This window comes from Tritonibacter sp. SIMBA_163 (assembly GCF_046535935.1).
Taxonomy (GTDB): Bacteria; Pseudomonadota; Alphaproteobacteria; order Rhodobacterales; family Rhodobacteraceae; genus Epibacterium; species Epibacterium scottomollicae.
The window spans coordinates 1-263 of record NZ_JAWJBP010000632.1; the positions used below are offsets into that span (position 1 = coordinate 1).

Annotated in this window: 1 protein-coding gene; it reads right to left on the minus strand. The window is 72.2% G+C overall.

From position 1 onward, the window contains the following. The coding region (locus R0J92_RS23840) for an EipB family protein (protein ID WP_411053498.1) at nt 1–263 on the minus strand (263 nt) is incomplete at both ends.

Sequence of the window (263 nt, forward strand, 5' to 3'; positions counted from 1 at the left end):
GTTCTCGCCGGTGCCGTCGAAGATGTGGCGCCACAGCAGCGTGCCGCCGTCCGCCGCGGTCCGGACGATTTCCTCGGTATGGGTCTTGGGAAACAGCGTATCGGGCGGCAGGTCGACCGTGCGCTCGGCCGGCGTGCTGTAGATGGCCTCCCCGCCCTCGCCCGGCGCCAGGCGGGCCTTGCCCTCGGTGCGCAGGATCTCCTGCCCGTCGGCCAGGCGCCGCAGGAAGAAGCGCAGCCGCGTGCCGTCGTCCGATTCCCAGG